General features: G+C 64.4%; 23 protein-coding genes. 10 read left to right on the top strand and 13 right to left on the bottom strand.

What is annotated here, in order from left to right:
- The first annotated feature begins 77 nt into the window (after positions 1–77).
- Genes R3X27_RS09120 through R3X27_RS09110 form a run of 3 tightly spaced genes read left to right on the top strand, consistent with a single transcriptional unit; the run spans position 78 to position 2,013 of the window.
- Positions 78–218, top strand: coding sequence for an RSP_7527 family protein (locus R3X27_RS09120; RefSeq protein ID WP_317708541.1), 141 nt, complete (start codon positions 78–80; stop codon positions 216–218).
- A 47-nt stretch (positions 219–265) separates the two neighbouring features.
- Positions 266–1,471, top strand: coding sequence for an RSP_2647 family RNA methyltransferase (locus R3X27_RS09115; RefSeq protein WP_317708540.1), 1,206 nt, complete (start codon positions 266–268; stop codon positions 1,469–1,471).
- A gap of 41 nt (positions 1,472–1,512) precedes the next feature.
- The gene (locus R3X27_RS09110) at positions 1,513–2,013 is read left to right on the top strand and encodes an RSP_2648 family PIN domain-containing protein (RefSeq protein WP_411572476.1); all 501 of its coding nucleotides are present in this window, start codon (positions 1,513–1,515) and stop codon (positions 2,011–2,013) included.
- A gap of 113 nt (positions 2,014–2,126) precedes the next feature.
- On the opposite strand, the gene ileS is transcribed toward R3X27_RS09110, so the two are convergent.
- From ileS to R3X27_RS09080, 6 genes are all read right to left on the bottom strand, one after another.
- Positions 2,127–5,060, bottom strand: coding sequence for an isoleucine--tRNA ligase (ileS, locus tag R3X27_RS09105; RefSeq protein WP_317708538.1), 2,934 nt, complete (start codon positions 5,058–5,060; stop codon positions 2,127–2,129).
- A 368-nt stretch (positions 5,061–5,428) separates the two neighbouring features.
- Positions 5,429–6,493 carry a selenide, water dikinase SelD gene (gene selD, locus R3X27_RS09100; protein WP_317708537.1) on the bottom strand — a complete coding sequence of 355 codons (1,065 nt, stop codon included), beginning with the start codon at positions 6,491–6,493 and terminating at the stop codon, positions 5,429–5,431.
- 232 nt (positions 6,494–6,725) lie between these two features.
- Positions 6,726–7,700 carry a threonine dehydratase gene (locus tag R3X27_RS09095; RefSeq protein WP_317708536.1) on the bottom strand — a complete coding sequence of 325 codons (975 nt, stop codon included), beginning with the start codon at positions 7,698–7,700 and terminating at the stop codon, positions 6,726–6,728.
- A 256-nt stretch (positions 7,701–7,956) separates the two neighbouring features.
- Positions 7,957–9,327, bottom strand: a complete 1,371-nt coding sequence (locus tag R3X27_RS09090) for an ArsB/NhaD family transporter (RefSeq protein ID WP_317708535.1) — start codon at positions 9,325–9,327, stop codon at positions 7,957–7,959.
- Positions 9,320–9,835 carry a CBS domain-containing protein gene (locus R3X27_RS09085; RefSeq protein ID WP_317708534.1) on the bottom strand — a complete coding sequence of 172 codons (516 nt, stop codon included), beginning with the start codon at positions 9,833–9,835 and terminating at the stop codon, positions 9,320–9,322. Before R3X27_RS09085 ends, R3X27_RS09090 begins: the two co-directional genes overlap by 8 nt.
- A 75-nt stretch (positions 9,836–9,910) precedes the next feature.
- The gene (locus tag R3X27_RS09080) at positions 9,911–10,141 is read right to left on the bottom strand and encodes a hypothetical protein (RefSeq protein WP_317708533.1); all 231 of its coding nucleotides are present in this window, start codon (positions 10,139–10,141) and stop codon (positions 9,911–9,913) included.
- Positions 10,142–10,293: 152 nt separating this feature from the next.
- On the opposite strand from R3X27_RS09080, the gene R3X27_RS09075 reads away from it, so the two are divergent.
- Positions 10,294–11,736 (top strand): protein adenylyltransferase SelO, encoded by a 1,443-nt coding sequence (locus R3X27_RS09075; RefSeq protein WP_317708532.1) that lies wholly within the window; start codon positions 10,294–10,296, stop codon positions 11,734–11,736.
- Here the strand turns inward: R3X27_RS09075 and R3X27_RS09070 are convergent.
- On the bottom strand, positions 11,712–12,611 hold the full coding sequence (locus R3X27_RS09070; protein ID WP_317708531.1) for a DMT family transporter: 900 nt from the start codon (positions 12,609–12,611) through the stop codon (positions 11,712–11,714). The genes R3X27_RS09075 and R3X27_RS09070 overlap by 25 nt on opposite strands.
- 335 nt (positions 12,612–12,946) lie before the next feature.
- Between R3X27_RS09070 and R3X27_RS09065 the strand changes: the two genes are divergently transcribed.
- From R3X27_RS09065 to R3X27_RS09040, 6 genes are all read left to right on the top strand, one after another.
- The gene (locus tag R3X27_RS09065) at positions 12,947–14,314 is read left to right on the top strand and encodes a DUF2927 domain-containing protein (RefSeq protein ID WP_317708653.1); all 1,368 of its coding nucleotides are present in this window, start codon (positions 12,947–12,949) and stop codon (positions 14,312–14,314) included.
- Positions 14,315–14,344: 30 nt separating this feature from the next.
- Positions 14,345–14,509: an apolipoprotein acyltransferase gene (locus tag R3X27_RS09060; protein WP_317708530.1), complete on the top strand. Its 165-nt coding sequence runs from the start codon at positions 14,345–14,347 to the stop codon at positions 14,507–14,509.
- Between the two features lie 80 nt (positions 14,510–14,589).
- Positions 14,590–15,561 (top strand): NAD(P)-dependent oxidoreductase, encoded by a 972-nt coding sequence (locus tag R3X27_RS09055; protein WP_317708529.1) that lies wholly within the window; start codon positions 14,590–14,592, stop codon positions 15,559–15,561.
- 266 nt (positions 15,562–15,827) lie between these two features.
- Entirely contained in the window at positions 15,828–17,009 is a 1,182-nt protein-coding gene (locus R3X27_RS09050; protein WP_317708528.1) for a VWA domain-containing protein, read from the top strand.
- Positions 17,010–17,110: 101 nt separating this feature from the next.
- Positions 17,111–17,977: a DMT family transporter gene (locus R3X27_RS09045; RefSeq protein ID WP_317708527.1), complete on the top strand. Its 867-nt coding sequence runs from the start codon at positions 17,111–17,113 to the stop codon at positions 17,975–17,977.
- Between the two features lie 48 nt (positions 17,978–18,025).
- Positions 18,026–18,721 carry a M48 family metallopeptidase gene (locus tag R3X27_RS09040; RefSeq protein WP_317708526.1) on the top strand — a complete coding sequence of 232 codons (696 nt, stop codon included), beginning with the start codon at positions 18,026–18,028 and terminating at the stop codon, positions 18,719–18,721.
- A gap of 230 nt (positions 18,722–18,951) precedes the next feature.
- Here the strand turns inward: R3X27_RS09040 and R3X27_RS09035 are convergent, their stop codons facing one another.
- The 6 genes from R3X27_RS09035 to R3X27_RS09010 form a co-directional block, all read right to left on the bottom strand.
- Positions 18,952–19,281 carry a TfoX/Sxy family protein gene (locus R3X27_RS09035; RefSeq protein ID WP_317708525.1) on the bottom strand — a complete coding sequence of 110 codons (330 nt, stop codon included), beginning with the start codon at positions 19,279–19,281 and terminating at the stop codon, positions 18,952–18,954.
- Between the two features lie 58 nt (positions 19,282–19,339).
- Entirely contained in the window at positions 19,340–19,492 is a 153-nt protein-coding gene (locus tag R3X27_RS09030; protein WP_317708524.1) for a hypothetical protein, read from the bottom strand.
- Positions 19,493–19,678: 186 nt separating this feature from the next.
- Positions 19,679–20,653 carry an SLAC1 anion channel family protein gene (locus R3X27_RS09025; protein ID WP_317708523.1) on the bottom strand — a complete coding sequence of 325 codons (975 nt, stop codon included), beginning with the start codon at positions 20,651–20,653 and terminating at the stop codon, positions 19,679–19,681.
- A 136-nt stretch (positions 20,654–20,789) separates the two neighbouring features.
- Positions 20,790–21,158, bottom strand: a complete 369-nt coding sequence (locus R3X27_RS09020; RefSeq protein WP_317708522.1) for a DUF5368 domain-containing protein — start codon at positions 21,156–21,158, stop codon at positions 20,790–20,792.
- Positions 21,159–21,168: 10 nt separating this feature from the next.
- Complete coding sequence (locus R3X27_RS09015; protein WP_317708521.1) at positions 21,169–22,473, bottom strand: FAD/NAD(P)-binding oxidoreductase; 1,305 nt, start codon at positions 22,471–22,473, stop codon at positions 21,169–21,171.
- Between the two features lie 592 nt (positions 22,474–23,065).
- Positions 23,066–24,871 (bottom strand): SulP family inorganic anion transporter, encoded by a 1,806-nt coding sequence (locus R3X27_RS09010; protein ID WP_317708520.1) that lies wholly within the window; start codon positions 24,869–24,871, stop codon positions 23,066–23,068.
- Positions 24,872–24,899 lie beyond the last annotated feature (28 nt).

The raw sequence follows: 24,899 nt of genomic DNA, 5'->3' as shown, positions 1-24,899 counted from the left end.
ATGGCTGGTCGCGCGGCCATCCCTGACTTATCTCGCGTGCAGGGAGCAAACGAAAGCGCAAACGAGCGGGACGAAAGATGAATGATACTGAACTGAACCTGCACGAAATTCAGGCCGAAGCCTCCCGTCAGCGGGCCGCCGCCTTTGCCCGCATGGTCGTGGCAACGGGCCGTTTCGTGACGCGCCCCTTCCGTCGCGGCGGCGAACAGGCCGTCTGAGCCGCTTCGCCCTTCCCCTCGCGCCTCTCAGGCGCTAGGTCGGGCGGATGAATGAACAGGCCGCCCCCCTCCCGACAGTCCGCCTCAAGCCGAAAGCCGATGCCCGCGCGCTGCGCCACGGCTTTCCTTGGGTGTATTCCGATGAACTGGTCACCGACCGCCGCACCAAGGCGCTCGCGCCGGGCACGCTGGCCCGGCTCGAAGATTCCGAGCGCCGCCCGATGGGCGTGGTCGCGGTCACACCGGACTCCCGCATCATCTGCCGCATGCTCGACCGTGACAGTGACGCGGTGATCGACCGCGCCTGGCTCGCCGCCCGCATCGCGCGGGCGCAGGAGCTGCGGGTCCGGCTCTTCGATGCCCCCTATTACCGTCTTGTCCATGCCGAAGCCGACGGGCTGCCCGGTGTCGTGATCGACCGTTTCGGCGACGCCGCCGTGATCCAGCCCAATGCGGCTTGGGCAGATCGGTTGACGGACGAGCTTGCCGACGCCTTGGTCGAGGTGACCGGCTGCAGCACCATCGTCAAGAACGGCTCGGGCCGCGCGCGGTCGCATGAAGGTCTGCCCGAGGAGATGGGTGTTCTGAAGGGCGCGGTCGATGGGCCGATCCCGGTGCCGATGAATGGCGCGACCTATATGGCGGACCTGCTGGGGGGCCAGAAGACCGGCCTGTTCTATGACCAACGGCCCAACCACGCCTTCGCGGCCCGGTTTGCCGAAGGCGCCCGGGTGCTCGATGTCTTCTCGCATGTTGGCGGGTTCGGCCTTGCCGCGCTGGCCGCCGGGGCGGTCTCAGCGACCTGTGTCGACGGCTCCGCCCCTGCTCTGGAACTGGCCGAAGCCGGGGCGCGCGCTGCCGGGACGGAGGCACGCCTGACCACCCGCAAGGGCGACGCTTTCGCGACGATGGAGGCGCTGGCCGCCGAAGGCGCACAGTTCGACCTCATCATCTGCGATCCGCCTGCCTTTGCGCCCTCGCGCCAGTCGCTCGATGCCGGATTGCGCGCCTATGAGCGCGTGGCGCGGCTGGCGGCAGCGTTGGTGGCGCCGGGCGGCTATCTCGTGCTGTGCTCCTGCTCCCACGCGGCGGATCTGACCAAGTTCCGCAACGCCTCGGCGCGCGGCATCGGCCGTGGCGGACGGCGCGGGCAGCTCCTGCACACAGGCTTTGCCGGCCCCGACCACCCGATGCTGCCGCAACTCGCCGAGAGCGGCTATCTCAAGGCGTTGGTCTTCCGGCTCGCGCCGTGACGCGCGTGCTGCTCGACGCCTGCGTGCTCTATCCGACGGTGATGCGGGAAGTGCTGCTTGGCGCAGCGGCGGAAGGGCTCTTCACGCCGCTTTGGTCCGAGCGTCTGCTCGAGGAATGGGCCCGGGCCGCGGCGCGACGTGGGGAATTGGACGAGATGCAGGCGCGCGGCGAGATCGCGCTTCTGCGCGCGCATTGGCCAAGCGCCTCGATCCAGCCGCGCGATGGCGACCTTGCCCGTCTCTGGCTGCCCGACGAGAATGACATTCATGTTCTCGCCGCCGCCATCGCCGGCTCCGCCGATGTCATCGTGACACTGAATATCAAGGATTTCCCGCGCCATATCCTCGCCGAAGAAGGCGTGGCGCGGCAGGATCCGGACGGGTTTCTCCATGCGCTCTGGCTCGACCATCCGGAGGCGCTGGAACGGGTCGGCGCGAAAGTGCTGGCGCAGGCCGAGGAGATCGACACAGCGCCGCATGACCTGCGCAAGCTGCTGAAGAAGGCGCGATTGCCGCGGCTCGCAAAGGCTTTGGCTGGCTAAGTTCTGACTGGCACGGCTGGCGTTTCGAACCAATGCTGCTTTTGTCCACCAAACAAAAGCGCCGCGGAATATCCTCCCGCGGCGCTTTCTCATGTCATCCGGATCAATGGCCCTCAGCCAAGCGCCTCGTCGCAGCGCTGGCAGGTGCCCTCGTGCGCATGCGTGCCAACATCGGGCAGGATCTTCCAGCACCGCTGACATTTCTCGCCCTCGGCCCGCTTGAAGACCACGCCAACGCCGGAGATCTCGTCCAGCGTAAAGGCCCCATCGGGCGCCGTCCCCTCGGTCAGGGTGATCTGGCTGGCGATGCAGATATCGGCGAAGTTCACCGTCCGCAGCAGCGCCACGAGCGCGGCATCCTCGACATAGACCTCCGGCGCCGCCTCCAGGCTGGAACCGATCACCTTGTCGCGTCGCTGCACCTCCAGCGCGGCGGTCACGACACGGCGGACATTGCGCACCCGCTCGACCAGCGTGTCCAGCTCCGGCTTGTTCCACTCGGCCGGCGTCTCCGGAATATCCTGCAGATGCACCGAGCTTTCGGCGCCCGGATACCGCTCCAGCCAGACCTCTTCCATCGTGAAGACCAGAACCGGCGCGAGCCAGGTGGTCAGGCGCTGGAACAGGATGTCCAGCACGGTCAGCGCCGCGCGGCGGTGCAGGCTGTCATCGGCGTCGCAATAGAGCGCGTCCTTGCGGATGTCGAAGAAGAAGGCCGAGAGATCGACCGTGGCGAAGGTGAAGACCTTCTGGAACACGCCCTGGAAATCATAGGCCTCGTAGCCCTTGCGAACCTCCTGGTCGAGCTCGTAGAGCCGGTGCAGCACCCAGCGCTCCAGCGGCGGCATCTCTTCCACGGCCACCGGCTCGATCTTGTCAAAATCGCCAAGCGAACCGAGCAGGAAGCGCATCGTGTTGCGCAGCCGGCGATAGCTGTCGGCAACACCCTTCAGGATTTCCGGACCGATGCGCAGGTCGGCGGTGTAGTCCGACTGCGAGACCCAGAGCCGCAGGATATCGGCGCCATATTGCTTGATGACCTGCTCGGGCGCGATGGTATTGCCGAGCGATTTGGACATCTTGTTGCCCTTGGCATCCAGCGTGAAACCGTGGGTCAGCACACCGCGATAGGGCGCACGGCCGTTGGTGCCACAGCTCTGCAGCATCGAGGAATGGAACCAGCCGCGATGCTGGTCCGTGCCTTCGAGATAAAGATCGGCGATGCCGTCCTCGGAGCCGTCCGCGCGGTCGCGCAGCACGAAGGCATGGGTCGAGCCACTGTCGAACCAGACATCGAGCACGTCGAAGATCTGCTCGTACGCGTCAGCATTGTAGTCGGAGCCGAGGAAACGTTCCTTGGCGCCGTCCATGTACCAGACATCCGCGCCTTCGGCCTCGAAGGCCTCGACAATGCGGGCATTGACGGCGTCATCGCGCAGCAGGAAATCCGGATCGTCCGGCAATGCGCCCTTCTTCACGAAGCAGGTCAGCGGCACACCCCAGGCGCGCTGGCGCGAAAGCACCCAGTCCGGACGGTTCTCCATCATCGAATGGATCCGGTTACGCCCTGTCTCGGGTGTCCATTTCACCGTGTCGATGGCGTTGAGCGCGCGGCTTCGGATCGTCTTGCCGAGCGCGTCCTGCCCGTCGCCGACCTCGCGGTCGATGGAGGCGAACCATTGCGGCGTGTTGCGGAAGATCAGCGGCGCCTTGGAGCGCCAGGAATGCGGGTAGCTGTGCTTGATCCGGCCGCGCGCGATCAGCGCGCCGACACCGGCCATGGCGTCGATCACCCGCTTGTTGGCGTCCTTCTCCTTGCCCTTGTGATCAAAGATCACCGCGCCGCCGAACAGCGGAAGCTCGGGGCGGAAGGTGCCGTCTTCCAGCACGTTATGGGTCATCTTCAGCCCGTGCTTGACGCCGAGGATGAAGTCATCGGCACCGTGGCTCGGCGCGGTATGGACAAAGCCGGTGCCGGCCTCGTCGGTCACGTGATCGCCCGGCAACATGGGCACGTCGTAATCCCACTCGCCCTCGCCGCCCTCGATGCCGCGGAACGGGTGCGCGCAGACCATGAGGTCGAGCTGCTTGGCGCTGATATCCTCGGTGCGCTCATACGCATCGACACGGGCGGATTTCATCACTTCGTCGGCCAGATTGTCGGCCAGAAGATATTGATCCCCCACCTTGGCCCAGTTGTCCTCCGACGCTTCGGTGACCTTGTAGAGCCCGTAGGAAAGCTCCGGGTTGAAGGCGACGGCGCGGTTGGAGGGGATCGTCCAGGGCGTGGTGGTCCAGATGATGACGTTCACGCCGCGCTGCGGCTGGCGGGCACCGTTCTGGTCCAGAGCGCGGATGACCGGGAACTTGACCCAGATCGTGTGGCTCTGGTGGTCGTGATATTCGACCTCCGCTTCAGCCAGCGCGGTCTTCTCGACCACGGACCACATGACCGGCTTGGAGCCCTGGTAGAGCGTGCCGTTCATCAGGAACTTCATGAACTCGCCGGCGATGACCGCCTCGGCATGATAGTTCATGGTCAGGTAGGGATCGTCCCAGTTGCCGGTCACGCCGAGCCGCTTGAACTCGTCACGCTGGATATCGACCCATTTCTCGGCAAAGGCCCGACATTCGCGGCGCAGCTCGACAACCGGCACCTCGTCCTTGTTCTTGCCCTTCTGGCGATACTGCTCCTCGATCTTCCACTCGATGGGAAGGCCGTGACAGTCCCAGCCCGGGATGTAGCGGGCATCCTTGCCCATCATCTGCTGGGAGCGGACAACCATATCCTTCAGGATCTTGTTGAGCGCGTGGCCGATATGGAGGTTGCCGTTCGCATAGGGAGGGCCGTCATGCAGCGTGAAAGGCGTGCGCGGTGTGGCGGCGGCCTTCTCGCGCAGCTTTTCATAGATCCCGATCTCCGCCCAGCGGTCCAGCCAGCCCGGCTCGCGCTTGGGCAGGCCAGCGCGCATCGGGAACTCGGTGCGCGGCAGGTTCAGGGTGGGCTTGTAGTCGGGCGTATTGGGTTCGGGCGTGTCGGCGCACATGTGTTGCGTCCTTTGGGTATACGTCTGTTCGGAAGGTTCGGTCGGCGCGGGCAGCCCATACGCCTTGTCCCGGCGGCTCGATCTCTCAGAGCGCCGGGCCGGTAATTCGAATGATGATCGACCATATCAGCATCTTGAGCGCGGGCTTATCGCAATCCCGGACGAGGGTCCAGAGCGGCGATACGTCCCGGCGGAGGCTATGATGGGAAGGGCGCGGCGCGGACTTGGCGGTCATGCGCAGCGATCACATGGACGCCCGGCAGGTGCCGTGCCTTTCTGCGCTCAACACGATGCCCGGACACGTTTCCATTCCGTCAGAGCGCCTCCCCCGACTGTCGTGAGAGGCCCCGAAAGCACTGCCGCCCGTTTCAGGTCACCACGATCCGGGGATCATCCGTCTTCGCGACAACCTCGCCCACAACGGAAGCCTGCTCGAACCCATGCCGCGCAAAAACTGCCAGCACCGAGTCCAGCGCATCCGGCGCGCAGGACACCAGCAGGCCACCCGATGTCTGCGGATCAGTCAACAGGGCCTGATCGACATCGGTAAAGCCGTCCGTCAGGACGATCTCAGCGCCGTAGCTGGACCAGTTCCGCCCCGAAGCCCCGGTGATGAAGCCGCCTTCCGCCAATGCGCGCACCTCCTCCATGAACGGCACCGCCGCCCAGTCCAGCCGCGCCTCGCAGCCCGCCCCGCGCATCATCTCCAGCATATGCCCGCCGAGCCCGAAGCCGGTCACATCCGTCATCGCATGCACCCCGGAAAGTTCGGCAAGCTCCGGACCGGGCGTGTTGAGCTGGGTGGTCATTGCGATCATGCGCGCATAGCCCGCCTCGCTCAGCTCGTTCTTCTTCAGCGCCGCCGAGAAAACCCCCGCGCCGAGCGGCTTGCCCTGGACCAGCAGGTCTCCGGGCCGGGCCGAGGCGTTCTTCTTGATCAGGTCCGGATGGACCAATCCGAGCGCCACCAGCCCGTATATCGCTTCCACCGAGTCGATGGAATGCCCCCCCACGACCGGGATGCCCGCCGCGCGCGCAGCCGCCTGCCCACCATCGAGAATGCGCCCGATCGTCTCCTTCGAGAGCACATCGATCGGCATGCCGACCAGCGCCAGCGCCATGATCGGCCGCGCGCCCATCGCGTAAACATCGCTGATCGCGTTGGTCGCGGCGATGCGACCAAAATCATGCGGATCATCGACGATGGGCATGAAGAAATCGGTCGTGGCAACCAGCGCCTGCTCGTCATTGAGCCGGAAGACGGCCGCGTCATCGGCATTCTCCGTCCCTACGAGCAACGCCTCGGGCAGCGCCATCGGCGTCGTCTGCCGCAGGATCTCCGAGAGCACCGCAGGTGCGATCTTGCACCCACAGCCGCCACCATGAGACAGAGACGTCAGGCGCGGTTCGGACGAAATGGGGGCGGCGGTCATGGCTGGGCTCCAACGCGAAAGGACGGGTTCAGGTGTGATCTGTGCACCGCCTTTGCATGGCGGGCGTTGAGCGGCCGCACTAGTCCCGTGCCGCGCTGCTGTCAATGTCGCGCGCCCGCCGGACAGCGCTCCTTCCGCCCCATCCTTCCCCGCGCCGAAGGCGCGCCGCCCCCCAAAGGAGGGAGATGCCGAAGGCGTCGAGCGCCGAGGGGACGCGCCCTTTGCGGCGGGTTCAGGCGGTCGGGGTCTCGCCGGAGAGCACGCTCCGGAAGACATCCGTGTCGACATTTCCGCCCGACAGAACGATGCCAACCTTGCGCCCCGCAATCGCAACGCGCTCATGGTACAGCGCCGCGAGCGCCGCGGCCCCTGCCCCTTCGGCGACATTATGCGTGCACTCGAACAGAAGCCGCATCGCGGATGCGACCTCCTCATCGGTTACGGTGACAATTCGGGCGGCGCCCTCCCTGTAGATCTCGACCGCTTCCGGCACCGGAACCCGCACCGCGATCCCGTCTGCGAAGGTCGTCGCGGACCGGGTCTCGACGGGGCGGCCGGCCTCGACCGTCAACTTGGCGCAGGGCGCCTGCGTCGAGACCACGCCGACGATCTCGGTCGTCAACCCCAGCGCATCCCGGGCCAGGATAGTGCCGCAAATGCCGGAGCCACAGCCGATCGGAACATAGACCGTGTCGAGATCCCGCAAGGCGTTGAACAACTCCCAGCCATAGGTTCCGACCCCGCGCACCAACTCGGGATGGAAGGGTGGCACCATGGCCAGGCCCTCGGCCTGCGCGACACGGAAGGCTTCTTCCCGCGCCGTGTCGAAATCAGTGCCATGAACGACAAGCTCGGCCCCGAAGGCCTCCATCGCCGCGTTCTTCTCGACCGAATTGCCCTCCGGCACATAGACCAGTGGCCGCAGCCCCGCCGCCCGCGCCGCCAACGCCTGACTCTGGCCGTGATTTCCGCGTGTCGCGGTGCAGATCCCGGGCACCTCTGGTTGGCTCCGTTTGAGCCAGTCGATGAAGGTGATCCCACCACGGACCTTGAACGCGCCCGTCGGGGCATGGTTCTCATGTTTCACCCAGGTCTCGACCCCGATCCGGCGGGAGAGCAAAGGCCAATGACGCTGTGGGGTCGGTGGCACGAGGCGGTGGACCATCTCGGCGGCAGCGTCGAATTCATTGGCGGAGAATCGGATCATGGCAGGCTCCTTGCGATTGCGCGCAGGGAAGCACTGCCGAGGATGATGGACAATCGAGGAAGGCGCGACGCACTGTCCCAACTGGCGCGCGGATGGCCAAGTTTAGGGCCGTCGGGACGCTCCGGCACTGTTTCCGAGCGATTTCCAGCAATCGCCTGCCGGTAGGGAATTGCCTTGGAATGCCCGACAGTACGGTGGCTTCGCCTTGCTTCCGCCAGCGTCTCCGAACGGCTCGCCCCCCCCCGGAAGCCTGCGTTCAGAAGTACCGCAGCCAGATGTAAACGTTGGCGATCATCAGCGTCAGGATCATGATGGGGAAGGCGATCCGGGCGAAGGCGATAAAACCGATCGGCTGATGAGCTTTCTCGGCGAAGGCCGCGACCGTCAGGTTCGCCGAGGCGCCAAGCAGCGTCCCGTTGCCGCCCAGGCAGGCGCCCAGCGCCAGCGACCACCAGAGCGGCTCGATATTCTCGGCGCCAAAGGTCGTGGCCGTCGACTCGATCAGCGGGATCATGGTCGCCACGAAGGGGATATTGTCGAGGATTGCCGAGAGGATGCCCGAGGCCCAGAAAATCAGGAAGGCTGTCCACATCATGTCCCCTTCCGTGAAATCGAGCACCGCTTGCGCAAAGAACTCCAGCAGGCCGACATGTTCGACCCCGGCGACGATGACGAAGAGGCCGCCGAAGAAGAAGATCGTGACCCATTCCACCTCGCCGAAGACATGGTGGAGCGTGTCCGATTGCTGGTCCGCGGGCTGGTGTCCATAAGCCAGCAGCATCAGCAGCGCCGCGCCCGCGAGTGCCGAGGTGCCCGGCTGGATGCCATAGCCATGGCCGAGCGTGAAGCCCAACAGCACAAGCGCCAGCACACCGAGCGACTTGACCATCAGCTTACGGTCCTGGATGGCGCCCCCGGCATCGAATTTCATGATCCGGTCGCTGGCCGATTTCGGAATCTGTTTCAGCGCCTTGCGGTTCATCAGGTAGATGATCCCGGTCAGCACGACGAGACAGATCGCGGCAATCGGCGCGAGGTTCACGACAAAATCGTTGAAGCTCAGCCCGGCGGCCGAGCCGATGATGATGTTGGGCGGGTCACCGATCAGCGTCGCCGTGCCGCCGACATTCGAGGCGAGAATCTCGGCAACGAAGAAGGGAAAGACCTTGGTCTCCAGCGCTTCCGTTATCAGCAGTGTGATCGGCGCGATCAGCAGGACGGTGGTCACGTTGTCCAGCAGCGCCGAGAAAACGGCCGTGATCAGCGTGAGCATGATCAGGATGCCCGTCGGGTCCGCCTTGACCGCCTTGGCCGCCTTGATCGCCACATATTGAAACAGGCCCGAGCGCGAGGTGATCGCGACAATGATCATCATCCCGATCAGCAACGCCAGCGTGTTTGCGTCGACGCCGGCCACGGCCTGCGCCTGGTTGATGATCCCGAACAGGACCATCAACGAGGCGCCGAGCATGGCCAGGATCGCGCGGTTCACCTTTTCGGTGATCAGCGCGGCATAGACGAGGATGAGGATGCCGGTGGCCATCCAGAGCGGGTCGATCCCGAGCATGTCGGGGAGCGAGAAGCCCGCCCCATGCCCTGCCCCATGGGCTGCTGTTTGCTCACTCACTGTTTTCGTCTTCCATATCTTCGGGTTGGGCCAGCACGTGTTCGAGCAGCGAGTTGGCGCTCATCGTGCCCACGAACCGGTTGGTGTCGGGATCGACGAGGATCACGTGCCGCTTGTATTGGTGGATGAGGAAAATGCCTTCCATCACCGGCGTTTCCGGCGCGGTAACGGGAATATTCTCCGGGTTGGAGAGATTGTCCCCGACCTTCTCGGTCTTGAGCTGGTCGAGCCGGGCGGCGAAATCCTCCTCCGTCAGGCGCATGAAGCCGAGATAGTTGAGCGGCACGCGGGTGTGTTCAAGGCCGATCAGCGCCGCCTTGGGCAGGATCAGCTTGAGCAAGGTCGGCGCGGTGAAGACACCGACATATTTGCCCGCGTGATCGACCACCGGCAGGAAGCGCGCACGGCTTTGCTTGATGATGTTGAAGGCCTTGGCGACGCTCTCCTCCGGATGGATCGTGTTTTGCACCTCCGGTGCCACCATCACATCAAAGCATGTCAAACCCATATCGGACCTCGATATTTCTACAATGGAACCGCCTGGTTGCCTGCTGGCCCAGAGCGGGCGATGTCGCCGCTGGACTCACCTGTCAGAGTAAGCCGGTTGCGGGCCACTGCAATGGTTGCTTGATTTCACTTCTCCCGCCATCGCGCTAGCGACCAGATTGCATAGCCGGTCTTCCTTTGCCGCCGCGTCATTTTGGTAGGTCGGCGAGTCGCGGATATTGGGCACAGAAAAGCGGATTTTGTACTTAGGAGTGGCGACCGAGTGGATCAAAAAGCCGATCCCGGCGCCTTCCAGGAACACCAGCACAGGCCGTTCTTGGACCCGACTGGATATGCAACGCCATATCCTGAAAATGGCGGAGGCAGGTCGTGCCTTCGGATCGACAGCGCCCTGTTTCCTCGCGGAGCCTTTACTGCGTCAGGCTGGCGAACCTCCCCCCAAGCCCCTAGACAGGGTCCATGGAACTCGAAATCGCCTTTGACAACAGCTATGCCCGCCTCCCGGGGCGCCTTTTCATGCGGCAGGCCCCAGTGCCTGTGCGCGCGCCCGAACTTCTGCTGCTCAATCTCGGGCTGGCGGAAGAGCTGGGACTTGATGCCACGCAACTCAAAAGCCCCGAGGGCCTTGGCATTCTTGCAGGCAACGCCGTCCCTAAAGGTGCAGAGCCGCTGGCGCAGGCCTATGCCGGGCACCAGTTCGGAGGCTTCTCGCCCGTGCTGGGGGATGGACGCGCCATCCTGCTGGGCGAGGTGATCGACCGCCAGGGCGCGCGCCGCGACATTCAGCTCAAGGGCTCTGGCCTGACGGCCTTCTCACGCCCCGGCAGCGACGGGCGGGCACCGCTCGGCGCGGTGATCCGCGAGTTCATTATCTCGGAGGCTATGTATGCGCTCGGCATTCCAACCACCCGGTCGCTGGCCGCGGTGGCCACGGGCGAGCATGTCCGGCGCGAAGCGATGCTGCCCGGCGGCGTGCTGACGCGTGTGGCCGCCAGTCATATCCGTGTCGGCAGCTTCCAGTTCTTCGCCGCCCGGGGCGATACCGAAGCGCTGCAGGCGTTGCTCGACCACAGCATCGAACGCCATTTCCCCGATGCCGACGGGCCGCTCGGCTTCCTCGACGCGGTCATCGCGCGGCAGGCAAAGCTGGTGGCGCAATGGCTCGGCGTGGGCTTCATCCACGGCGTGATGAACACCGACAATATCGCGATCTCCGGCGAGACCATCGATTTCGGCCCCTGCGCCTTCATGGATGTCTTCCACCCCGGCACGGTCTTCTCTTCCATCGACCATCAAGGGCGCTATGCCTATATGCGCCAGCCAGAGATCCTCGCCTGGAACCTCGCCCAGCTCGCCTCCGCGCTCCTGCCCCTGATGGGCGAACCGGAAGACGCGGCACTGGAGGCGGCTCAGGCAGCGGTTGAACGTTATGCGGACCGCATGCGCGCAGAATGGGCCGCAGAGTTTGCTCGCAAACTCGGCTTGCAAAAGCTGGAGGACGGAGATGCAAACCTCGCGGCGGATCTGCTGGAACGCATGGCCGCCGAGGGAGCAGATTTCACCAACACGTTCCGCGCGCTCGCAACCGGACGGGCCCGCGACGAGTTCACGGATCCGCTTGCCTTCGACCAGTGGGAAGAGAACTGGCGCGCGCGGTTGGCACGGGAGCCGGAGCCCGAGGGGCTGACGGCGCGGCTGAAACAGGCCAACCCCGCGGTGATCCCGCGCAATCACCGGGTCGAACAGGCGATTGCGGCGGCGATGCAGGGCGATCTCTCGGTGGCCACCCGCCTCATCGGCGCGCTGGCGCGGCCCTTTGGCGACTTGCCGGAGGATCTGGCCGATCTCGCCCGCCCGCCGCTCGAAAACGAGCGGGTTCAGCGCACTTTCTGCGGCACCTGACGGTTCATCAGCACCAACCCCAGCGTGACCAGCGCCAGCGCACCGAGCAGGCCGGGCGCCATCTCCTCGCCGAGGATCAACCAGCCCATGGAGACGCCGAAGATCGGGGTCAGGAAGCTGAAGGCCGCGACAGAGGCCGGCGGATAGACCGAGAGCAGCCAGAGCCAGATGGTGAAGCCGACCGAGACAACGAGGACGACTTGCAACGCAAGCCCCCACCAATGAACCGGCTCGGGATCGCGCAGGAACGCGCCGAAGAGCGGCGAGATCGCCAGCAGGAGCGGCGCGGAGACGGCAACCTGCCAGAAGAGCTGGCTTTGCGCATCAATCTCGACGAGCTTGGTGCCGCGCGCGCAGAGCGCGATCCCGGCCCAGGCGAAGGCCGCGCCGAGCGCACAGAGATCGCCCGCAAGCGAGGCCTCCCCTGCCCCGCCGCCACGGTCGACGATTGCCCAGACAACGCCCGCGAAGGCGACGAGCAAACCGACGATCTTGTTCCGGGTAAGCCGCTCGCCGGGCAGCAGCACATGCGCCGCGAGCGCGAACCAGACCGGCATCGAGTAGAAGATGACCGAGGAGCGGGTCACCGTCGTCAGGTCCAGCGCCTTGAACAGGAGCAGGAACTCCGCCGTGAAGACGACACCGATCAGCAAGCCCGCCGGCCAGATCTCGCGCCGCAGGACGGGCCGCTTGCCTGCCAGCCGCATCAAAAGCCAGATACAGGGCACCGCGCCGGCCGAGCGCAGCCCGGCCCAGAAGACCGGCTGCAGCCCCTCGTTCACGACCTTGATGACGACCTGATTGAAGCCGAGGAATGCCGAAAAGCCGATCAACGCCAGCGCGCCGAACATGTCGATCCTGTCCTTGCGCGGCATAAGCCCTCCCCCCTGAACAGGCCGCTCCTGCGCCCGCGAAGAACGGAAGTCAAGCCGGGGCAAGAGAGGCAGCGCTGCAACGCTCCCCGGATTGTTACCACGTGGGCGAATCAAAAGAGTTCACGCCGAATCACCCCCGCTGTAGCTTCGCCCCATAACAAGGACGGAAAAATCATGTCCGAGAGAGCAGTGACGACGGTTCGTCCCGAAGAGGCAGGGGACGAAACGGAAATCTGCGGGCGCGCAGCCCGCTATTCTGAGTTTTGCGAGAGCCACCGGGCCCCGGGTGCGCCTGCGGGTGCCCCTGCGCGCCCCCGGGAGGCGTTCGCGTGAGGCTGCGTGCAATTTCCCTCGCGGCGCTGACTCTGGCGCTGGCCGCCTGTGCCCCCGGCCCCTCGGCCGACATCTCCGACCGCAAGGCCAGCTATGGCGAGCCGCTTCCCGCCATGCGCAGCTTCACCACCGCGTCTTCCACACCCAGTGTTCGGTCGAACCGGCAGCTTGCCGGGGATTTCCTCGAACTGACCTTCGAACTGGAAAGCGGCCGCGAGATCCCGCGCCTGACCCGGTTCGACGGAGAAATCACCCTGGAGCTGCGCGGGGCCGCACCACAGACGGTCCGGCGCGATCTCGACCGGCTCATCGCGCGGCTGAAGCGCGAGGCAGGACTGCCCGTCCGGCTGGCCCAGCCCGGCGAAACGGCCTCCATCGTGGTCGAGGTTCTTCCACGCAAGGATCTGCAACGCGCGGTGCCGCAGGCGGCCTGTTTCGTTGTCCCGCGCGTGCGCGGCTGGGACGAATTCCGCAAGGCACGACGCTCCGACAAGGTTGACTGGACGACGCTCCAATCGCGCGAAGTGGCGTCCGTCTTCCTGCCCGGCGATGTCTCTCCGCAAGAAGCGCGCGACTGCCTGCACGAGGAGATCGCCCAAGCGCTTGGTCCGCTCAACGACCTGTATCGCCTGCCGGATTCCGTTTTCAACGACGACAATTTCCACACCGTGCTGACCGGGTTCGACATGCTGATGCTGCGCGTGACCTATGACCGCGCGCTGGCCAATGGCATGGGACGGGAGCAGGTCGCCGCCGCCCTTCCCGGCATTCTGGCACGGCTCAACCCGCGCGGCGAGCGCAGCGGCCCACCGCCCTCGCCACCGACGCCGCATATCTGGGTCGAGGCGATCGAGAACGCGCTCGGCCCGCGCGGCACACCCGGCTACCGTCGCGCTCAGGCGCGGCGCGCCGTGGATCTGGCCCGCTCTGCCGGCTGGAATGACACGCGCATGGCCTTCTCGCTCTATGCCTATGGCCGGCTCACGCTCAACACCGCCCCGGATCAGGCGCTCGCAGCTTTTGTCGACGCCTCCAACATCTACACCTCACTCCCGGACACCCAGATCCAGGCCGCCCATGTCGCCATGCAGCTTGGCGCCTTTTCTCTGAGCGCAGGCGAAGCGAATGGGACGCTGAGGCTGGTGGAGAGCAACCTTCCGGCGGTGCGGCAGGCGGAGAATGCGGCCCTTCTCTCGACATTGCTGATGATGCGGGCGGAAGCGCTGGAACTGCTCGGTCGCAGCGCCGAGGCGCGCACGCAGCGCAACGAGGCACTTGGCTGGGCGCGCTACGGATTTGGCTCCGATACACTGGTGCGGGATCGCGCCAGCGAGATCGCGGCCCTTGCCCCCGTGCGGACCGGATTGTAAGCGGCTGTCGAGGCAAGAGGGAATATACCGATGATTGTCATTCTGGCCGCGCTGGCCGGCGCGATCTGGGGCGGGTTGCTCGCCCGCAAACGTGGCGGGAAACCGGCGGATATAGCGCAATATGCTGCGGGCTATGCCATCGCATTCGCCTTGGCAGGACTGTTCGTGACGATTGCCCTGGAGCGGATGCTCTAAGAGCCCGCGTCGTACTGAAAAGCTCGACCGATGGCCGAATCCAAGCCACACTCTCCGGATCAAGGCCTGGGGAGGAGCATATGGATTTCTTGACAGACCCGTTTCTTTTAGACGCGTCCTCGTTTGACGGTCCGGTCCTGGTGACCGGTGCAGGTGGCTGCATCGGCGCCTGGGTGGTCGCGATCCTGGCCCGGTCCGGTATCCCGCTTGTCGCCTTTGACCTGCAGGACAACCGAACCCGTCCCTCGCTGCTTCTGGGAGATGCGGCGGCGGACCTGACCTGGGAAACAGGCGACATCACCGACAGCGCCCGCCTGTTCGAGATCTGCGACAAGCACGGCATTCGAGCCGTCATCCATCTCGCCGGGTTGATGGTGCCTTTCTGCAAGGCCGATCCCGCCGCGGGCGCGCGGGTCAATGTCGAAGGCACGATCAATGTGCTGGAACTTGCCCGGCAGCGCGGCCTGAAACGGTTGGCCTATGCCAGTTCGTCGGCCATTCACGGCATGCCACCGGGCGGACCGACCATCGCGACATTATATGGCGCCTACAAGCTTGCGAACGAGAACACCGCGCAGGTTTACTGGCTGGACTGGCAGGTGCCCTCGGTCGGCATCCGCCCCAATGTGGTCTATGGCGTCGGGCGGGATCAGGGAATGACCTCGGAATTCAGCGTCGGCCTGCTTCGCGCCGCGCGTGGCGAGGCCCACGAGATTTCTTTTGGCGGCCCCGTGAGCTGGCTCTATGCGGGCGAAGCCGCAGCCGCCTTCATCACCGCCATTGCCCGCGATGGCGACGGCGCACCGGTCTTCGACCTGAACGGGAGCTGCATGTCCGTCGAGCAGGGGTTGGAGATCCTGTCTCATCTGGCCCCAAACCATTCGGTCAGCACAGCGGGCAATCCGCTGCCCATTCCGCCCGATCTCGACGATGCGCCGATCCGGGCACATCTGGGCTCATACCCGTCAATACCGCCTGAGCAGGGCATTCGCGAGAGCCTCCAGGCGTTCCGGCAGCTGATCGCTGATGGCGTTCTGCCCGCTCAAAGCTGAACTGTGCGGACCGGGAAAGGCGTTCCGCCCTTTCGCCAACGCCCACCCTTCCACCCTCGCGCCACCGCGCGCCGAAGGCGCGCCCGGCCCAACGGGAGGAGCGCATCTGTGATGCGTCGACGACGGGCGGGAGCGCTCCCGCCCCTTTTCGCCGGGCTTACACCCGACAAAAAGCGTTGGGGGTGGCGCCCTTCGGGCGCGGCCGCGCTGTTGACCTCGGCGCGTTCGCGCGGGAGGGTGGCGGTCAGCACAACTCGGGACCATCGATGTTTCTACCCTTCTTCCAGACACTGCGAGATGGCGGCGTCCCTGTCTCCTTGCGTGAATACCTCGCCTTTCTCGAAGGGATGTCGGCGGGGCTGGTGACCTATGATCTCGACGGATTCTATTATCTCGCCCGCTCGGCAATGGTGAAGGATGAACGCCATCTCGACCGCTTCGACCGAGCCTTCGCCGCCTCCTTCGATGGCGTCGAGGCACTGACCGCCGAGCAGGTGATGGAAGCGCTGGACCTGCCCGAGGACTGGCTGCACAAGATGGCAGCAAAACACCTGAGTTCGGAAGAGATGGCCGAGATCGAGGCGCTCGGCGGGTTCGACAAGCTGATGGAGACGCTCAAGGAGCGGCTCAAGGAGCAGGAGGGTCGCCACCAGGGCGGCAACAAATGGATTGGCACCGCCGGCACCTCGCCCTTCGGCGCCCATGGCTATAACCCGGAAGGCGTGCGCATCGGCCAGAAGGAAAGTCGGCACAAGCGCGCGGTCAAGGTCTGGGACAAGCGCGAGTTCCGCAATCTCGATGACAGCGTCGAGCTGGGCACGCGCAATATCAAGGTGGCGCTGAAGCGGCTTCGGCAATGGGCGCGGCACGGCGCACATGAGGAGCTGGATCTCGACGAAACGATCCGGGCCACCGCCGATCATGGCTATCTCGACGTCAAGATGCGGCCCGAACGGCACAACGCGGTCAAGGTGGTGATGTTCCTCGATGTGGGCGGCTCGATGGACCCCTATATCAAGGTCGTCGAAGAGCTCTTCTCCGCCGCCCGCTCCGAATTCAAGCATCTCGAATACTACTACTTCCACAATTGTCTCTATGAGGGCGTCTGGCGCGACAATCGCCGTCGCTGGGACGCGCAGACCCCGACCTGGGAGGTGCTCAATACCTATGGGCCGGATTACAAGTGCATCTTCGTCGGCGACGCCGCGATGAGCCCCTATGAGGTGCTGCATCCGGGCGGGGCCAACGAGCATTGGAACGCCGAGAGCGGCGAGACCTGGCTCAGGCGCGCGCAGGCGCAATGGCCCGACCATCTCTGGGTCAACCCGACGCCAGAGCGGCTCTGGGGTTACACCCAATCCATCGGCATGATCCGCCAGATCTTTGGCGAACGCATGGTGCCGATGACTCTGGAAGGGATCGACCGGGGAATGCGGGAGTTGGGCTGAAGCCGTCGGCAAGCGCCACCCGCGCCGCGCTCAGGAGCGCTGTTGCGGAGCCAGCGCATGCCCGTTATCGCTAACCGGCATCCCCTTTTCCCGGTAACCCGATGTTTCGTCCCACCGCCACCCTGCTCTTTCTGGTCGCGATTTTCCTGATCACGGCCATGTCGGCCATTGTCCGTCTGCTCACATCCGACTTGCCCATCGGCCAGATCCTGTTCTGGCGCTCGGCGGGCGCATTCCTGCCGATCCTCGGATACATGGCGTTGCGCCGCGAGTTTCCTGCCGCCCTGTCGACGCGCCACCCTCGGCTGCATATCACGCGCAGCCTGTTCGGCGTGCTCTCCATGGCGCTGTCCTTTCTCTCGCTGGCCTACCTGACGGTGGCGACGGCACAGGCGCTGGCCTACCTGACACCGGTCGTGACCCTACCCCTGGCGGCACTGCTTGCAGGCGAGCGGATGACGCCCCGCGTCGTGCTGGCGACGCTCACTGGTTTCGCGGGGGTGCTGTTCATGGCCGGCGGCGCGCTGGCGCTTCCCGGACACGGCGCGATGATCGGCGTTGCGGCCGGCTTGGGATTCGCGCTCACCATGGCCTTTGTCCGCGTGCATATCCGAAGCATGACCCGCACGGAGCGCCCCTCCACGATCGCCTTCTACTTTGCACTGACCGGCAGCGCCGCAGGGCTGGCCAGCGCGCCCTTCGGTTGGCAGCCCCATGAGGCAGCGACACTTGGCTGGCTGCTCCTGGCCGGTCTGCTCGGCGGGCTCGCCCATGTGCTTTCGGCCGAAGCGGTGGCCCGGGCGCCGGTCTCGCGCCTTGCCCCGCTGGAATATACCGGCCTGATCTGGGCGCTCGGCTTCGATCTCGTGCTCTTCGGCGACCTGCCCAGCTGGTACGGCGTGGCTGGCGCGGCGACCATTCTTTCGGCCGTCGCCCTGGCCACATGGCGACCGTCATCTGCCCAATAGTCCTATCCGGACTTGCCGTCGCGGCCATGCCGGCCCATATCTTCGGGGATGCTGAAGCTCACCCCTCTCCTGCTGATGATCGGCTACGGGCTGGTCATGTACCGTTTCTCCGCCTGGAAAACGGCAAAAGAGCTTGATGCGCGCTCGACCGAGCTGGCAGACCCCGGATTGCGACGCCTGATGGACCGGATGGCCGAGGCGCTGGATCTCGAACGGATCCGCGTCTTCATCTACGAGGTCGCACCGATCAATGGGCTGGCCGCCCCGGATGGGCGGATTTTCATCACCCGCGGCTTCTATGATCGTTACCGCGCGGGCGACGTGTCCGGCGAGGAACTGGCCTCCGTCATCGCCCATGAGCTGGGCCATGTCGCGCTCGGCCACTCGCGGCGCCGGATGATCGATTTCTCCGGCCAGAACGCGATCCGCATAGCGCTCGCGACCGTTCTCAACCGCTTCATTCCGGGCATTGGCGCGGTGATCGCCGGGGCGCTCACCTCGCTGCTCGCCGCGCGGCTGAGCCGACAGGACGAGTTCGAGGCCGATGCCTATGCCTCCGCCCTCCTGGTCAAGTCCGGGATCGGAACAGCGCCGCAGAAAAGCTTGTTCTCCAAGCTGGAACACCTGACCGGCGGGCTTGGCGCGGGCACACCGGCCTGGCTGCTGAGCCACCCGAAGACAGATGACCGCGTGGCAGCGATCGAGGCGCGTGAAGCGCGGTGGGAGACACCACGGATCGATTGAGCAAAGCGCCCGTGGCCCGGAAACAAAGCCGAAGGCCGCCGGGCCAGCGCCTGCCCGTCCCGGCGGGCTGGCGCTTTGGTGAGGCAAGCGCAACCTATGGAACTTTTTCGGATCTGGTCGGGATAAAGTGGTGACCACAACCCTAGCGGCGCCATCCCACGTGCAGGCGCTGGCTTGGCTTTCGGTGCACTACTTGGCTAGCGCAGCGAACGGTGGCTCTGTCCGGGTCCCTACCGCCGCATTCCTGTTCCGATCTGGTCCAGAACGCGTTCGACCTCGCCCATCCCGGTCGCACGGCTTCGGGCGACAATCGCGTCGAACCGACGGCGCAGCGCCTCTTTCTCGGATCCCTTGCAATCGTTCCAGGGTCGCCCTTGCAACCCCATCTCGATCACGTAATAGCCGATGAAATGCGGCCGCGTACCGATTTCGAGGAGCCTGCCATAGGCCTCGTCGGCGCCAAGCGCGCGCAACTCCTCGGCCGAGCGAATGCCGGCACGTGTACAGGCGGCCTCCATGGCCGGACCAAGATTGCGGATCGATGAAACGGGGTCTGCCATAACGACAAACCTACCTGTCCGGGCGGCACCGGCAAGGTGCCGAACAAAAATAGCCCGGTCAGATACTGGCGAAATCTGTAAAGGAATAGCGCGGGCGGCGGCCCAGTTCTGGCGTCGGCTTCTGTTGTTCGCGCGCAGGATCGCGCAACGTCTTCGCCTCCGGAGGTGTTTCGGCGGCGGTCTTGGGCGGTGGGGTCTGATACTCACTCATCTTGTTTGACTCACATTGCTGCGGCCGGGAACCGCCCCGGCCGGAAGGTCGTTGGTCCTGCAATGAGAGCAGAAAAAGTTAACAAAATACAGGGAAAACCAGAGCGGAGACAGATTGTTTCCAAAACGGCCCGTATTATTGCAACATTGTGACAGGCTGCACGCCCTAGCGGTAGCGAAGAAAGGCTTACTCCGGGACGCAGATCTCTCCGGCGCGAATGGCCTTCACCGTCCGAGCGATCAACGACACCATGATGATCAGCAACAGGACGTAGAACAGGGCCGCCAGCACCGCGTGGAAACCGGAGCCCGACAGGGCCGCGAACCGAAAGGTGGCGACGGTCATCGCTGCAGATGGAAAGCTCAGCGCCCACCAGGAGAGCGCAAAGGGGATGGCACTGAATTTCGGGGCCTGAACGGCGACAAGCGCAGCGAAGATAAAGGCACTGTTGAGCAGGATGCGCGCGAAGGCGTCGATCTGGCCACCATTGAGATTGATCCAGGCGACGAAGCCCACGGCAGGCGGCGCGATAAGGATGGCCAGGGTTGGCAGCATCCGTCCGGGCAGCGGGTCATGAAAGATCAGCCGGTTCATCACCAGCACCAACAGCACGATCCAGAAGACGAGCCCGACCGAGAAGAAGAACCAGGAGAGTTCCACGAAGCCGAGTCCGACCCCGGCGAGCGGGGCGACGATATTGCCAACCGCCGGAATGAACCAGGCCGGCGAAATATGCAGCGGCTGGAAGGGCTTGTGGCCGATCCAGCCGGAGATGACGGCCAGCGTCAATCCGAGTTGCAGGCTGGCCCCGACGATCCAGACCAAACGCGCCAGCCAGGGAAGCGATGGTGCCAGTGCTGTGGCGATCAGCAGCAGAGAGATGGAGATGGCGGGGAAGAAAGCTTTCTTGACCGGGTGCTCCCACTCGCCGAGGAAATGGCCACGGTGACGGTTCCATTTCAGCGCGAAGAACCAGCAGAGCGCGGCGAAGGCGACAACCGTGCCGAGCAGGAGCAGGGTCGAGAGAAGGGCCGGCAGGCCCCATGCATGCTCGGCGGTGTGTGTGGCCAGCGTCAGCCCGGCCAGCCCCATGATGGTGGCGAAGAACGTGACCGGGAAATGCGCGAGCTTCGGCTCGGCGACCTGTTCGGCTTCAGTCATTTTTCAGATGCTCCCTGGATCACGGCGCGCGCCTTATCGGCAAATTTGGTCAAAGCGGTGTTGCCCGCAAGCCCAATCGACAGCGGCGCGACCAAAATGACCGCGCCGCCCGGTTTCCATACGACCGCGTCGCGGATCAGTAGTCGAACTCGTCTTCATCCACCTGCGGCCAGATCAGCGATTCCAGCACATAGACGAGGATCGCCAGCCCGATGGCGCCGGCCACGGCGACCCCGAGCAGCACGAAGACATCGACCGGCCCGCCGATATCGGCGAAGCTGGAATTGGTCATCTTCTGCACGAAGAGCACCGCCGCGATGGCGCCGAAGGGCATCGAGAGCTGCGCCCAGAGGAATTTGCGCCAGCTGACCGAGCGGTCGCGGATCAGCACGTAGATATAGAGCAGCGTGATGATCGCCGCGGTGACCACCATGGCCCAGAAGAGCCAGAAGCCGAAGATCTCTTCGAAGACGGCGATGAGGGTTTCGAACGTGAGGTCCTGCATGTCTCTCTCCTCAAGCCTTGCCGCGCAGCATGGCGTTATAGGTGGCTTTCAGCGCGACTTCCTTCATCAGCCAGGAAATCCACAGCTCCTCCAGCGGCGCGATAATACCGGGGAAGGACGGCACGAGATTGTTGTTGTAGTCAAACTCGACCAGCATCGCGCGTCCGATCCGGGTGATCATCGGGCAGGACGTGTAGCCGTTATAAAGCTTGGTGCCTTCCTTGCCTTCGATGGCCGCGACGAGATGGTCCTCGACCACCGGCACCTGCCATTTGACGCTCGCCGCCGTCTTGCCCTTCGGCACACCGGCGATGTCGCCGACGGCGAAGACTTCCGGGTAACGGACATGCTGGAGGTTGTACTTGTCGACCTCGAGCCAGCCCTGCGCGGCCCATTTCCCGTCCTGCCAGGGCAGGTCGGAATTGCGGATCACGTCGGGGGCGACCTGCGGCGGGATGACATTGGTGAAGTCGTAGGGCAGCTCCGTATCGCCTTCGGGCGTGGAGAAGGTCGCGAGCTTCCTGGCCGGATCGATGGATTTCAGGACGTGGTCGAAGGTGGTTTCGAAACCGCGATCCTCGAAGAGCATCCGCACTTTTTCGTTGACGATGGGCACGCCGAAGAAACTCTTGGAATGGGCCGCATAGGTGATGTTCATCTTGTCGCGCGTGTCTTTCCTGCGCGCATAATCATCGGTGATGAAGGTGTATTTCAGCGGCGCCCCGGCGCATTTCATCTCCGTGGCCGGGCGATAGAAGAGCCCCTCCCCGCCCTCGTCGGTGAAGCGGTCCATCGCTTTCCACGTCTTCGCGGCATAGTCCGGCCCGGCATAGACCGCGCCGATACCGTTCTCGCCAACCATGTCGAGCGAGAAGCCTTCGATGGCGTCCCAGTCCAGCTTGATGCCAAGCGCGACGACCAGGTAGTCATACTCGACCGTGGCCCCGCCCGCCGTCATCACCTTCTTCGCCGCAGGGTCGATCTCGGCAACGTATTCAGGGATCAGCTTGGCCGATCGCGGCAGCCAGTCCGGGGTCTGCGTGACCGAGTAATCGGCCGGCTTGAGGCCCGAGGCGATCAGCGTGAAGCCCGGCTGATACCAATGCTGCTTGCGCCCGTCGATCAGGGTGATCTCGGCGCCCTTCAGCCGGTCGTCCAGCCGATTGGCCATCGCGGTGCCCGCCGCGCCGGCTCCGAGGATCACGATCTTCGCCCTCGTCTTGACCTTGGCGGCCCGGGCCGGCGCGGCCTGCAATCCGGTCAGCGCGGCAGCACCGGCCGCAAGCCCAAAGAACTGTCTGCGACTCGTCTTCATATCTGGCTCTTTCCCTCCGTTTCACGGCTGCGAGTCGTGATCGCACCCAGAATAATCCCCGCCTGCATACGCAGGACTTTCCGGCTGATGAAGCATTGCATACATTCGCATGCATTGATCCATATCAAATACATATTTATAAAACATATTTAATTCCCCTTCCCGAGGGAAGGCCGCCAGGCTCGCGCGCCGGATAAAGGTCGAAATGCGGGAACGACTGCCCGCCGCTGATACCGCGAGGTCTTGCCGCCGGAGAAGCGCCCTTCTGCGCCCAGGTCAGGTGGTCTCAACCTGAAGCGGGAAGCAACGCATTTGGAAGCCGGTCCAAAACGATCGGCGTCGGGTGGGAGACAGAAGTGCTTGAAGTCATCATTGTGACTAGCGCCCCGGACCGTCGCTTTGCGCGCGCGAAATCGTTCCTCGCGGTTTCAGTCATCGTCCCGAGGGGCGGACAACGGATGTTTTTTGCACTCGGCTCCAACCGCCTTAGTGCGATGCGAGGCCTCTTCGGCCCGATGGTCGCAAAAGGAACTGCGTCACAACCGGTCTAACCCGCCAGACACGACCTTCGCGCGCACGCCGGAACGCCGAATCACCAGGAACCCTCGCGTTTTGGGGCGTCCTTCTTCGGCGCAACACCCGGCGGAGCCGGTTTGCCACCGCATTCGATGAAAGCCCGGATCGTGCAGTGCCGGCAGGTTTCGTCGTCGAACTGATCTGTTGCTGCCTGGATCGCCTCGCTCTTGTTGGGGTGGAGATTGACCCTTTCGAGATCTTCGAAAAGGTTCATTCGCTCCAGCGCATCCACTGTTTCCTTGAATGGAACGACAAGGTGATACTCGCCACCGGCTTTCCGGGCCTTGGCAATTTCATCAGCCAACAGGCCGACTCCCGACAGGTCGATCTTCCCAAGCCCCTTCAGCACGAGAATCTTGAAACGCGGGCCAGGAAACAGCGCTTCAAATCGGCGGAACTCACTTTCAACGTGATCGACAGAGCCGAAAAACAGCGGCCCATCCAGCCTGAGGATGCTCACTTGCGGGCACTGCTTCAGATCATGGAACAATGCGCCCCGCAACTGCCGGTGCCCGTGACGTTCGATCGGCGCAAGCACCGCGATATGCGGGTGCGAACTGCGGAACAGGAACACTGCAAGAGAGGCGATGACGCCAACGAAGATCGCGTTTTCCAGCTCTGTGGTGATGCCGGCAAGAAAAGTCAGAAACAGGATCAGCGTTTCACTTCGACTGCTTCGAACGATGTGACGGATCTCACCGAAACTGATCAGCCGCCACGCCACGTAAACGATGATCCCGGCCATTGCCGGTTTCGGGATATGGTCGACGAACGGAGCCACCACGAACAACAGCGCGAGCAGCCATGCGGCGGCAAAGACCGCGGACAGGGGCGTCCTGGCGCCGGACTCGGCGTTCATCGCAGAACGGGTGAACGATCCGGAGCCGGCATAGGCCTGAAAGAACCCTGCGACCACGTTCGAGAGGCCCTGACCGATAATCTCCTGGTTGGCGTCGTATCGCTCACGCCGGCGCATGGCAAAGGCGCGACCGATGCTGATCGCTTCGAGAAGCCCCACGAAGCCGACGGAGACCGCGCCCGGAAGGAGCGCCGGCAGATCCGTCAACGCCACGGTGGGCGCGCCAAAACTGGGAACCAGCGAGGGAAGCTTGTCGAACATCTCGATACCGGCCTCGCGGGCCCCGACGATTTCCCCGACCGCCACCCCGACAACCAGCGCCATCAGATAGGCCGGGATCTGGCGGCTGAGCTTCTGGGTGATCACGATGGTCGCCAGCGAGCACGTGGCCAGAAGCAGTGCGAGCGGATGGAAGCCCTCCCAATGCTCGACGACCCGAGCAATGCGCTCGATCACGCCGCCCCCGCTTTCGACGCTGATTCCGAGCGCCCCGCCGAGCTGGGACGCGCCGATCAGGAGCGCGGCGGCCGCTGTGAAGCCGACCATCACCGAATGCGAGATGAACGAGATCAAACCGCCCAACCGGAACACGCCCGCCAACAACTGAAACAGACCGGCCATGATCGTCAGGGTCAGCGCGAACTGGATGTAGACGGGCGTGCCGGGGGGCGCCAGTTCGGCGAGCGTCGCGAACATGACCGCCGATATCGCTGTCGTCGGCCCCGACACCATGATCATCGACATCCCCCATATCGCGGCGATCACGGGCGTGATCATGGCGGTATAGAGCCCGTATTCCGGAGGAAGGCCTGCGATGACGGCAAATGCCACGCCTTGCGGCAGGACAATCGCGGCATTGGTCAGCCCGGCGAGGGCGTCGGCGCGCACGGTCTCTCGGTTGACCAGGCTGAACCATGGTCGACGGGGGCTGAAATTCGCGATCAGTTGGTGTTTGTTCGGCATTGATCAGGTATCTTGCAAAGCTTGGGAT

Origin of the sequence: Tropicimonas sp. TH_r6 (assembly GCF_033101155.1) — a bacterium.
Classification (GTDB): domain Bacteria; phylum Pseudomonadota; class Alphaproteobacteria; order Rhodobacterales; family Rhodobacteraceae; genus Tropicimonas.
The sequence above is the reverse complement of the archived record's forward strand: the minus strand, read 5'-3'. Positions and strand labels throughout refer to the sequence as shown.

Bases quoted from the DNA above. Each gene is read 5' to 3' on its own strand.
- R3X27_RS09120 (WP_317708541.1), top strand. From the start codon at position 78: ATGAATGATACTGAACTGAACCTGCACGAAATTCAGGCCGAAGCCTCC.
- R3X27_RS09115 (WP_317708540.1), top strand. From the start codon at position 266: ATGAATGAACAGGCCGCCCCCCTCCCGACAGTCCGCCTCAAGCCGAAA.
- R3X27_RS09110 (WP_411572476.1), top strand. From the start codon at position 1,513: ATGCGGGAAGTGCTGCTTGGCGCAGCGGCGGAAGGGCTCTTCACGCCG.
- ileS (WP_317708538.1), bottom strand. From the start codon at position 5,060: ATGTGCGCCGACACGCCCGAACCCAATACGCCCGACTACAAGCCCACC.
- selD (WP_317708537.1), bottom strand. From the start codon at position 6,493: ATGACCGCCGCCCCCATTTCGTCCGAACCGCGCCTGACGTCTCTGTCT.
- R3X27_RS09095 (WP_317708536.1), bottom strand. From the start codon at position 7,700: ATGATCCGATTCTCCGCCAATGAATTCGACGCTGCCGCCGAGATGGTC.
- R3X27_RS09085 (WP_317708534.1), bottom strand. From the start codon at position 9,835: ATGGGTTTGACATGCTTTGATGTGATGGTGGCACCGGAGGTGCAAAAC.
- R3X27_RS09075 (WP_317708532.1), top strand. From the start codon at position 10,294: ATGGAACTCGAAATCGCCTTTGACAACAGCTATGCCCGCCTCCCGGGG.
- R3X27_RS09070 (WP_317708531.1), bottom strand. From the start codon at position 12,611: ATGCCGCGCAAGGACAGGATCGACATGTTCGGCGCGCTGGCGTTGATC.
- R3X27_RS09060 (WP_317708530.1), top strand. From the start codon at position 14,345: ATGATTGTCATTCTGGCCGCGCTGGCCGGCGCGATCTGGGGCGGGTTG.
- R3X27_RS09055 (WP_317708529.1), top strand. From the start codon at position 14,590: ATGGATTTCTTGACAGACCCGTTTCTTTTAGACGCGTCCTCGTTTGAC.
- R3X27_RS09050 (WP_317708528.1), top strand. From the start codon at position 15,828: ATGTTTCTACCCTTCTTCCAGACACTGCGAGATGGCGGCGTCCCTGTC.
- R3X27_RS09045 (WP_317708527.1), top strand. From the start codon at position 17,111: ATGTTTCGTCCCACCGCCACCCTGCTCTTTCTGGTCGCGATTTTCCTG.
- R3X27_RS09040 (WP_317708526.1), top strand. From the start codon at position 18,026: ATGCTGAAGCTCACCCCTCTCCTGCTGATGATCGGCTACGGGCTGGTC.
- R3X27_RS09035 (WP_317708525.1), bottom strand. From the start codon at position 19,281: ATGGCAGACCCCGTTTCATCGATCCGCAATCTTGGTCCGGCCATGGAG.
- R3X27_RS09030 (WP_317708524.1), bottom strand. From the start codon at position 19,492: ATGAGTGAGTATCAGACCCCACCGCCCAAGACCGCCGCCGAAACACCT.
- R3X27_RS09025 (WP_317708523.1), bottom strand. From the start codon at position 20,653: ATGACTGAAGCCGAACAGGTCGCCGAGCCGAAGCTCGCGCATTTCCCG.
- R3X27_RS09020 (WP_317708522.1), bottom strand. From the start codon at position 21,158: ATGCAGGACCTCACGTTCGAAACCCTCATCGCCGTCTTCGAAGAGATC.
- R3X27_RS09015 (WP_317708521.1), bottom strand. From the start codon at position 22,473: ATGAAGACGAGTCGCAGACAGTTCTTTGGGCTTGCGGCCGGTGCTGCC.
- R3X27_RS09010 (WP_317708520.1), bottom strand. From the start codon at position 24,871: ATGCCGAACAAACACCAACTGATCGCGAATTTCAGCCCCCGTCGACCA.